General features: G+C 67.6%; 10 protein-coding genes. 6 read left to right on the top strand and 4 right to left on the bottom strand.

What is annotated here, in order from left to right:
• Positions 1 to 503 (bottom strand): MFS transporter (locus tag ACTJKF_RS23260; RefSeq protein ID WP_440626493.1); only part of this gene is annotated, 503 nt, incomplete at its 3' end.
• A 537-nt stretch (positions 504 to 1,040) separates the two neighbouring features.
• Between ACTJKF_RS23260 and ACTJKF_RS23255 the strand changes: the two genes are divergently transcribed.
• A complete protein-coding gene (locus ACTJKF_RS23255) occupies positions 1,041 to 1,373 on the top strand; it encodes a YnfA family protein (protein ID WP_440626491.1) in 333 nt (110 codons plus the stop codon).
• 37 nt (positions 1,374 to 1,410) lie between these two features.
• Here ACTJKF_RS23255 and dnaQ read toward each other — a convergent pair whose 3' ends face one another.
• Genes dnaQ through ACTJKF_RS23240 form a run of 3 tightly spaced genes read right to left on the bottom strand, consistent with a single transcriptional unit; the run spans position 1,411 to position 3,436 of the window.
• Positions 1,411 to 2,145 carry a DNA polymerase III subunit epsilon gene (gene dnaQ, locus ACTJKF_RS23250; protein ID WP_440626489.1) on the bottom strand — a complete coding sequence of 245 codons (735 nt, stop codon included), beginning with the start codon at positions 2,143 to 2,145 and terminating at the stop codon, positions 1,411 to 1,413.
• Positions 2,146 to 2,183: 38 nt separating this feature from the next.
• Complete coding sequence (gene rnhA / locus ACTJKF_RS23245) at positions 2,184 to 2,627, bottom strand: ribonuclease HI (protein WP_175687904.1); 444 nt, start codon at positions 2,625 to 2,627, stop codon at positions 2,184 to 2,186.
• Positions 2,624 to 3,436: a class I SAM-dependent methyltransferase gene (locus tag ACTJKF_RS23240; protein WP_440626487.1), complete on the bottom strand. Its 813-nt coding sequence runs from the start codon at positions 3,434 to 3,436 to the stop codon at positions 2,624 to 2,626. Before ACTJKF_RS23240 ends, rnhA begins: the two co-directional genes overlap by 4 nt.
• An 18-nt stretch (positions 3,437 to 3,454) precedes the next feature.
• Between ACTJKF_RS23240 and gloB the strand changes: the two genes are divergently transcribed.
• The 5 genes from gloB (at position 3,455) to leuE (ending at position 9,614) form a co-directional block, all read left to right on the top strand.
• Positions 3,455 to 4,261, top strand: coding sequence for a hydroxyacylglutathione hydrolase (gene gloB, locus ACTJKF_RS23235; protein ID WP_440626485.1), 807 nt, complete (start codon positions 3,455 to 3,457; stop codon positions 4,259 to 4,261).
• 151 nt (positions 4,262 to 4,412) lie between these two features.
• Positions 4,413 to 5,996 (top strand): transglycosylase SLT domain-containing protein, encoded by a 1,584-nt coding sequence (locus tag ACTJKF_RS23230; protein ID WP_440626483.1) that lies wholly within the window; start codon positions 4,413 to 4,415, stop codon positions 5,994 to 5,996.
• Between the two features lie 160 nt (positions 5,997 to 6,156).
• Positions 6,157 to 7,389 (top strand): MFS transporter, encoded by a 1,233-nt coding sequence (locus ACTJKF_RS23225; protein WP_440626482.1) that lies wholly within the window; start codon positions 6,157 to 6,159, stop codon positions 7,387 to 7,389.
• 370 nt (positions 7,390 to 7,759) lie between these two features.
• Complete coding sequence (carA, locus tag ACTJKF_RS23220) at positions 7,760 to 8,905, top strand: glutamine-hydrolyzing carbamoyl-phosphate synthase small subunit (RefSeq protein WP_440626480.1); 1,146 nt, start codon at positions 7,760 to 7,762, stop codon at positions 8,903 to 8,905.
• 37 nt (positions 8,906 to 8,942) lie between these two features.
• Positions 8,943 to 9,614 (top strand): leucine efflux protein LeuE, encoded by a 672-nt coding sequence (gene leuE, locus ACTJKF_RS23215; protein WP_440626479.1) that lies wholly within the window; start codon positions 8,943 to 8,945, stop codon positions 9,612 to 9,614.
• Positions 9,615 to 9,647 lie beyond the last annotated feature (33 nt).

The raw sequence follows: 9,647 nt of genomic DNA, 5'->3' as shown, positions 1-9,647 counted from the left end.
TCGGCGATGAAGGTGGCGGCGCCGCCGTATTCGCCGCCGGTCGAGAAGCCCTGCACGAGGCGGGCGACGAGCAGCAGCACGGGCGCCAGGATGCCGATCGACGCGTAGCTGGGGATCAGGCCGATCGCGAAGGTGCCGACGGCCATCATGATCATCGTGGCGGCGAGCACGCGCTGGCGGCCGATGCGGTCGCCGAGCGGGCCGAACACCATGCCGCCGAGCGGGCGCACGAGGAACGCGGCCGCGAACGTGCCGAAGGTCGCGAGCAGCTGCGCGGACGGGCTGCTGGACGGGAAGAACACCTTGCCGAGCGTGACGGCGATATAGCTGTAGACGCCGAAGTCGAACCATTCCATCGCATTGCCGATGGCCATCGCGCTGACGGCACGCTTGAGCAGGCCCTGGTCGACGACGGTAATGTCGTCCGCGGCAAGCGGGGCCTCGCCGGACGACGTGGAGGAAGAAGCAGCGGTCGGGCTGACGTGTGTTGCGGTCAAGGTCATGCACTCCTTTGACTGCGCCGGAACGGGCGGGCCGTCCGACACGGTTTGCCGGCGAGCGCGATGTCGCGTGCTGCGCGTCGGGGCAAGCCTTTAAGCGCTTACTGCACATGGGGCGGTAAGGAGCCAAGGGACTGCTTCGACGCGGGCCCGATGGGCCGTCGCGACGGTGCGCTCATGAAGAATGGGCCGCGTGATGCGAGCGGCAGATGCCGGTGCGGACGGGGTCCGACGTTCCGGCAAGCGCCCCGGAGAGGCAACGAAACGAGAAAAGCGGGCCTGTCGGGCGGGCTTTCCTGTGGATGCAATTTCGGCCGAAGCACCGGCCCGCAACACGCGGACGGACTTCTTTCGAAATCGAATAGACAGAGATTGAATGTTGAAACAGGCGACATGATAGCACGATGACAGACGATCGTGCAAATTGCCCGGAATCCCCCGTCTGGCGGCGGTTCCGGCGGGGCCGGCTCCGGTATGATCGGCGGCGCGCGGCGGGGTCGCGCCGCCTCCGCGCCGGGGGCCGAATCTGCGAGGAACCGGATGACCGAACTGATCAGGATTGCGGCGCTGTTTGCCGTCACCGCGCTGGCCGAAATCGTCGGCTGCTATCTGCCGTGGCTCGTGCTGAAGGGCGGGCGGCCCGCGTGGCTGCTGGTGCCGGCCGCGCTGTCGCTCGCGCTGTTCGCGTGGCTGCTGACGCTGCATCCGAGTGCGGCGGGGCGCACGTACGCCGCGTACGGCGGCGTGTATATTGCGGTCGCGCTGATCTGGCTGCGGGTGGTCGACGGCGTCGCGCTGACCCGCTGGGACGCGGCGGGCGCGGTGCTCGCGCTCGGCGGGATGGCCGTGATCGCGCTGCAGCCGCGCGCGTGAGCGCGGCTGCGGGCCCGGCTTGCGCCGCGATGCCGCGTCAGGCGGCTGCGGCGGTGTCCGCGCCGGCGGACGTGCGCCACACGCAGGAGCCCTTGACCGACTTGTCGAGCTCGTCGAGCTGGGTCTGGTGCGCGGCGAGTTCGTCGTCGCTTGCCGCGACGACCGGCAGGTCGAGCGTCGCGAGCGACACGCGCTGGCCGTTCGCCGCGCCGCCGTCGGCGCCGGCGTCGTCGAGCATGTCGATCACCAGGCTATCCTGGCCGCGCGTCATCGCGAGATAGACCTCGGCGAGCAGCTCCGAGTCGAGCAGTGCGCCGTGCAGCGTGCGGTGCGCGTTGCTGATGCCGAACCGGTCGCACAGCGCGTCGAGCGAATTGCGCTTGCCGGGGAACATCTGCTTGGCCTGCACGAGCGTGTCGATCACGCCGCCGCAATGCTCGATGAATGGCGGCAGGTCGAGCCGCGCGAATTCCGCGTCGAGGAACCCGAGGTCGAACGGCGCGTTGTGGATGATCAGCTCGGCGTCCTTCACGAAGTCGCGGATCTGGTCGGCGACTTCCGCGAACTTCGGCTTGTCGCTCAGGAACTCGGTCGTGAGGCCGTGCACCGCCAGTGCGCCCGGATCGCTGTCGCGCTCGGGGTTCACGTAGAGGTGCAGGTTGTTGCCGGTGAGCCGCCGGTTCAGCAGCTCGACGCAGCCGATTTCGATCAGGCGGTCGCCCGTGCGGGGATTCAGGCCGGTGGTTTCGGTATCGAGAATGATCTGGCGCATGTCGGATAAATCGGGAAAGACAGTGGGGCGGCCTGCGTTCAGGCCGCGAGCGATTCGACGCCGCGATTCGCGAGCGCGTCGGCGCGTTCGTTTTCGGGATGGCCGGCGTGACCCTTCACCCAGCGCCACTCGATTTCGTGCTGCGCGACGAGCGCATCGAGCCGCTTCCACAGGTCGGCGTTCTTCACCGGGGTTTTCGCCGCGGTGACCCAGCCTTTCTTCTTCCAGCCGTGGATCCACTCGCTGATGCCTTTCTGCACGTATTGCGAGTCGGTATGGACGATCACGCGGCACGGCCGCTTCAGCACCTCGAGCGCGGCGATCACGCCCATCAGCTCCATGCGGTTGTTGGTCGTGTTCGGCTCGCCGCCGAACAGCTCCTTTTCGCGGTCGCCGTAGCGCAGCAGTGCGCCCCAGCCGCCGGGGCCGGGATTGCCCTTGCAGGCGCCGTCGGTATAGATGTCGATGGTATCGGTGGTCATGAGTGTTCTTGATGGGTGGTCGGGGTGGCCGCGGGCGTCAGGCCCGGCGCGAGCACGGGCTTCTTCATCTTGATCTGGCCGACGAGGCGCATGCCGCGCACGCGCTTGACGGCCGTGACCATGTAGACGGCGCCGAAGATCGGCCACCAGCGGTCGCCGGCGGCTTCCATGAAGCCGTAGCGGGCAAGCCATTTGTCGGTGACGAGCGGCGGCCGGTAGCAGCCGAAGCGGCCGCGCTCGAGATCGAAGCCGAGCAGCTTGATCCAGTCCTTCAACCGGATGAACGCGATCTGGTCGCGCGCGGCCGGGACGAACGGACGGTTCGCCATGCGCCCGAACGATTGCCGCATTCCCCACAGGCTCAGCGAATTGAAGCCGGTGATCACGAGCTGGCCTTCCGGCATCAGCACGCGTTCGGCCTCGCGCAGCAGGCGGTGAGGGTCGGACGTGAATTCGAGCGTGTGCGGCATCACGATCAGGTCGACGCTCTGCGACTCGAACGGCAGGTCGAGCAGGTCGCACCAGGTCGTGCTGCGCTCGGCCGGCGCCGGTTCGGGCGCGTGCGCCGCGCGCGCCCACGGGTACTGATAGGGCGCACTCGCACCGCTCGCCGGATCGAGCACGAGGCCGCGATACGGCATGCGGTTCTCGCGCAGCGCATCGAGCTGCGGCAGGCCGAGCTGCAGCGCGTGAAACCCGAACACGTCGGACACGATCCGGTCGAGCTGCGCCTGCTCCCAGCCCAGCACGTAGCGGCCGGGCGGCGAGTCGGTCCAGGCGGGCCAGTCTATAATTTGTCGATCGGACATAACGATGATTGCGCGCCCATGAACGAGCTGGAATACGTGCCGGTACCGGCATTCGAAGACAACTACATCTGGCTCGTCTCGGACGGCCGCGATGCAATCGCCGTCGATCCGGGTGAAGCCGCGCCGGTACGCCGTGTTCTTGCCGAACGCGGTTGGCGGTTGACCGCTATTTTACTCACGCACCATCACGCCGACCACGTCGGCGGTGTTGCCGCGCTGCGCGATGGCCAACCGGACAATGTGCCGCTGACCGTTTACGGCCCGGCGGCCGAGGCGATCGGCGTGGTCACGCACCCGCTCGCGGGTGGCGACCGGCTGACGCTCGCCGCACCGGCGCTCGCGTTCGACGTGCTCGACGTGCCGGGTCATACGCGCGGTCACATCGCGTATTTTCAAGCGGCCGGGCAGGGCGCCGCCGCCCCGCACGTGTTCTGCGGCGACACGCTGTTCTCGTGCGGCTGCGGCCGCCTGTTCGAAGGCACGCCCGCGCAGATGCTTGAATCGCTCGACGCGCTCGCGGCGCTGCCCGGCGACACCCGCGTGCATTGCGCACACGAATACACGCTGTCGAACATCCGCTTCGCGCTCGCGTGCGAGCCGGACAATGCGGCGCTCGCCGCGTGGCGCGACGACGCACAGGCGCTGCGCGCGCGCGGCGTGCCGACGCTGCCCACGACGATCGCGCACGAGCGTGCCGTCAACCCGTTCATGCGGTCGGACAGCGCGGCTATCCATGCGACGCTCGAGGCCGAGTTGCACGAAACGGTGCCGGATCGTCTGGCGGCATTCACGCTGATGCGCGAGTGGAAGAACCGCTTCCGATGACGCATTCCGGAGGACTCCAAACCTCAGGTGGTGTCTGTAAAAATTGCTCCAAACGTAGGATTTCGCTGAGTTTTCGGTGTTTTTATTGACGTGAAGCACGCACTTCCGTAGTATCGCCAGCAATTTCCAGCCGTCGGAAGCCGAGATTTTCATGCGACTTATATTGAGTGCGATGGTGGTCCTGCTGCTCGCCGCTTGCGCGAGCCAGACACCTGTCGCCAACAACGCCGCCGATTCGCAGGCGACGTCCAACTACCTCCGTAAATCAGCCACCGCCAAAGAAACTGTCGACGTCGACAAGCAATCCGTCGGTGACCTGACCACTGCAGACGCCGATCTCTGGGGTCGCATCCGCCGCGGTTTCCAGATGCCCGACCTGCAGAGCGACCTCGTCGACATGCAGACGACCTGGTACACCCAGCGCCCCGAATACGTGCAGCGCATGACCGAGCGCTCGCAGAAGTACCTGTATCACATCGTCGAGGAACTCGAGGCGCGCCACATGCCGACCGAGCTCGCGCTGCTGCCGTTCATCGAATCCGCGTACAACCCGCAGGCACTGTCGGTCGCGAAGGCGGCCGGGATGTGGCAGTTCATGCCGGGCACGGGCCGCACGTACAACCTGAAGCGCAACATGTGGCAGGACGAGCGCCGCGACGTGCTTGCATCGACGAGCGCCGCGCTCGACTACCTGTCGCGCCTGCATGACATGTTCGGCGACTGGTATCTGGCGCTGGCCGCGTACAACTGGGGCGAGGGCAACGTGCAGCGCGCGATCGCGCGCAACCAGGCGGCCGGCCTGCCGACCGACTACCAGAGCCTGCGGATGCCGAACGAGACCCGCAACTACGTGCCGAAGCTGCAGGCGGTGAAGAACATCATCGCGAATCCGCAGCAGTTCGGCCTCACGCTGCCGGACATCCCGAACCACCCGTATTTCGTGACGGTCACGACGTCGCGCGACATCGACGTGGCGGTGGCCGCGAAGCTCGCGAACCTGTCGCTCGACGAGTTCCGTTCGTTGAACCCGTCGTTCTCGAAGCCGGTGATCCTCGGCGCGACCGAGCCGCAGATCCTGCTGCCGTTCGACAACGCGGCGGCGTTCGAGAAGAACCTGAAGGCGTATAGCGGCCAGCTGTCGTCGTGGACGACCTACACCGTCAGCGAGCGCGCGCGCCCGGCCGCGATCGCCGAGAAGATCGGCGTCGACGCCGATACGCTGATGTCGGTCAACAAGATTCCGGCGGGCATGCGCCTGAAGCCGGGTTCGACGATCGTCGTGCCGCGCGGCGATGACGACGACGAGGACATCAGCGCGGACGTCGCGGAAAACGGCGTGCTCGCGATGGAGCCGGACGTGCCCGACACGCGCAAGATGCTGATCCGCGTGCGCCGCAAGCAGTCGATGGCGGCACTCGCCGGTCGTTACGGCGTGTCGGTCGGCCAGTTGAAGGCATGGAACCGCACGCGCCGCGAGATGGTGATGCCGGGTCAGGCAATCGTGCTGCACGTGCCGGTCGGCCGCGCGGTGCCGGCCGAGCCGGGTCCGGAGCGGATCGCGACGTCGGTGGGCGGCGCGCACATCGAGCGCGCCAGCCTGTCGGTCGGCGGCAAGTCGCATGGGAAGCATGGCGCCGCGAAGCCGGCGGCCCGCGCGGCGAAGGCCGCGCCCGCGAAGGCGGCGCCGGCCAAGGCTGCACCGAAGGCCGCTGCCCACAAGGGCAAGAAGAAGTAACGCGATCGCGATCGCAGCGAGTCGGTCCGGCCGGGCCGCGCGATTGCGTCATCATCCGATGAAACGCGAAGCCACGCCGTCACCGAGGTGACGGCGTTTTTATTTGTGCGCGGCAGCGGGGCCGCTGCGTGGCGGAGCCCGGGATAACGAGGAGGCAGCGATGTCGGCGGTGCAGGTGAGGGTGCTCGCGCTGTTTGCGATCGGGTATTTCGTGTCGTATGTGTTCCGCGGCGTCAATCTCGGCTTCGCGCCGTTCGTCACGCACGAACTCGGGCTGTCGGCCGCCGATCTCGGCCTGCTTACCAGTCTCTACTTCCTCGGCTTCGCCGGCGCGCAGATTCCGGCCGGCGTGCTGCTCGACCATTTCGGCCCGCGCCGCGTGACGGCGGGGATGCTGCTGTTCGCGGCGGCCGGTGCCGCGGTATTCGGCGTCGCGCACGATCTCGGCACGATGATGGTCGGCCGGCTCCTGATCGGCGTCGGCGTGTCGGTATGCCTCGGCGCGGCGTTCAAGGCGCTCGCGCAGCATTTTCCGGTTGGCCGGCTGCCGCTCGTCAACGGCCTCGTGATGGCGGTCGGCGGCCTCGGCGGCGTCGCGGTCGGCTCGCCGCTGACCTGGCTGCTCGGCCTGACGAGCTGGCGCGTGATCTGCGGCGGCCTCGCGGTGCTGACGATCATCGTCGCGGCCGCGATCGGCTTCGGCGCGCCCGAGGCCGAACGGCCGCGCCACCAGGGCGGGCTCGTCAGCCAGTTCAAGGGCACGTGGCACATCCTGGGCAGCCGCGCGTTCTGGAAGGTCTCGTCGTTCTCGATCGTCACGCAGGGCGTGTTCTATGCGATGCAGTCGCTGTGGGTCGGGCCGTACTTGCGCGATGTCGCGGGGTTCGATGCGCAGCACGCGGCTCGGCTCGTGTCGGTGCTCGGCTTCGCGATGATGGCCGGCTGCGTCGGCTTCGGTGCGGCGGCGCGGGTGCTCGAGCGGTGCGGCGTGTCCGTCCAGGCGTTTTGCGGTGTCGGCATGGCGCTGTTCGTCGCCACGCAAGCCGCGATCGTCGCGCGCGTGCCGCTGCCGCCGGCCGTGCTGTGGGCGGCCTACGGGATGTTCGGCGGTGTCGGGATCCTCACCTATGCGGTGCTGGCCGGCCACTTTCCGGCGCATCTGATCGGCCGCGCGAACACGACGCTCACGCTCGTGATCTTCGTGCTGATCTTTGCGTTCCAGATCGGCATCGGCGCGGTGCTGTCGCACTGGCCGGCCGTCGATGGCCATTATCCGGCCGCCGCGCACGTGAGCGCGTGGAGCGTGCTGCTCGCGCTCCAGCTCGCGAGCGCGGTCTGGTACGTGTGGCCCGCGCGCGGCGCTGGCACGCATCCCGATCCGGCGGTACGCTGACAGTTGGGGCGGCCGCGGAAACGGGTCCGCAGCAGCGCATGCCGCGGGCGATTGCCGCGGCGTCGCGCGCGCCGCATGCGCGATCGAGCCGCCATATCGCCATATCGATTGAAGATAAGGGCATTTTCGAGCTATAATTTGAAAGTTTGTGCTGATCAACCTCGCACCCTAGCGCCTACCTCACTCATCCCGTTCATCCGCCGCACGCCGCCTGTCGGGCGATGCCGCGAAGCCTCGTGCGCCACGCGCCGGGTTCGCGCGCCGACAACGCAGGTCGCGTCCAGCTAGCGACTCCGCGCGCCTACGCAGCGCGGCGCTTGCGCGGCAGGGTAAACAGGTCGGCAGCAGGGTGTTCCCCAAGGAGCCTCCCGTGTTGCCGTCTTTTTCTCCCGCCTTGCTTGCACTCGCCGACGGCACGGTCTTTCGTGGTTATTCGATCGGGGCCGCAGGCCACACGATCGGTGAAGTCGTGTTCAACACCGCGATTACCGGCTATCAGGAAATCCTGACTGATCCGAGCTACGCGCGTCAGATCGTCACGCTCACCTACCCGCATATCGGCAACTACGGCGTCAACGCCGAAGACGTCGAAGCCACGAAAGTCCATGCCGCCGGCCTGATCATCCGTGATCTGCCGACGCTCGCATCGAATTTCCGCATGGACCGCACGCTCGGCGATTACCTGCGCGACGAAGGCGTCGTCGCGATCGCCGGCATCGACACCCGCAAGCTGACCCGCATCCTGCGCGACAAGGGTGCGCAGAGCGGCTGCATCCTGGCCGGCTCGGACGACGAGGCGAAGGCGATCGAGCTCGCGCGCTCGTTCGCGGGCCTCGCGGGCATGGATCTCGCGAAGGTCGTGTCGACCACGAAGCCGTTCGAGTGGAAGCAGACCGAATGGCGCCTCGAAGGCGGCTACGGGATGCAGGAAGCCCCGAAGTACCGCGTCGTCGCGTATGACTTCGGCGTCAAGTACAACATCCTGCGCATGCTCGCGGAGCGCGGCTGCCACGTGACGGTGCTGCCGGCCGAGGCGAGCGCGGCCGACGCGCTCGCGCTGAATCCGGACGGCATCTTCCTGTCGAACGGCCCTGGCGACCCGGAACCGTGCGACTACGCGATCGCGGCGACCAAGGAATTCATCGAGCGCGGCGTGCCGACCTTCGGCATCTGTCTCGGCCACCAGATCATGGGCCTCGCGGTCGGCGCGAAGACGCTGAAGATGAAGACGGGCCACCACGGCGCGAACCATCCGGTGAAGGATCTCGGCGACGGCCGCGTGGTGATCACGTCGCAGAACCACGGCTTCGCGGTCGACGCGGATTCGCTACCGGCCAACGCGCGCGTGACGCACGTGTCGCTGTTCGACGGCACGCTGCAGGGCTTCGAGCTGACCGACAAGCCGGCATTCTGCTTCCAGGGCCACCCGGAAGCGTCGCCCGGCCCGCACGACATCGGCTATCTGTTCGACCGTTTCACCGCACTGATGGACGCGGCGCAGCAGCGCAACGCCTGACGCAACCGACGTAACCGAAGAACGGGAGATTCGCATCATGTTCGGCCACGCACTCGGCATCACGGATATCTGGACCTACGTGTTCGGCGTGATCTTCATCATCCTGCTGCCGGGGCCGAACTCGATGTACGTGCTGTCGCTCGCGGCGCAGCGCGGCGTGAAGGCCGGCTATCGCGCGGCCTGCGGCGTGTTCGTCGGCGATACGGTGCTGATGGTGCTGTCCGCCGCGGGCGTCGCGTCGCTGCTGAAGGCGAATCCGCTGCTGTTCTCCGTCGTCAAGTACGGCGGTGCGGCGTACTTGCTGTACATCGGCACCGGGATGCTGCGCAGCGCGTGGCAAAAGCTGCGGGCGCGCGCCGATGCGCCGGTCGATGCACCGCAGGCGGTCGACGGCGAGCGGTCTTTCGAGCAGCCGTTCCGCAAGGCGCTCGTCGTGAGCCTCCTGAATCCGAAGGCGATCCTGTTCTTCATCTCGTTCTTCATCCAGTTCGTCGACCCGGCATTCCCGCATCCCGCGCTGTCGTTCGTCGTGCTCGGGGCGATCGCGCAATGCGCGAGCTTCCTGTACCTGAGCACGCTGATCTTCGCGGGTGCGCGGCTCGCCGAGCATTTCCGTCGCCGCCGCAAGCTCGCGGCGGGTGCGGCGAGCAGCGTGGGCGGCCTGTTCATCGGTTTCTCGGTGAAGCTGGCGCTCGCCACCATGAGCTGAGCGCAGCCGGCCGACCACGACCACGCCACGACA

It is taken from the genome of Burkholderia sp. 22313 (assembly GCF_052045245.1).
GTDB lineage: Bacteria > Pseudomonadota > Gammaproteobacteria > Burkholderiales > Burkholderiaceae > Burkholderia.
The sequence above is the reverse complement of the archived record's forward strand: the minus strand, read 5'-3'. Positions and strand labels throughout refer to the sequence as shown.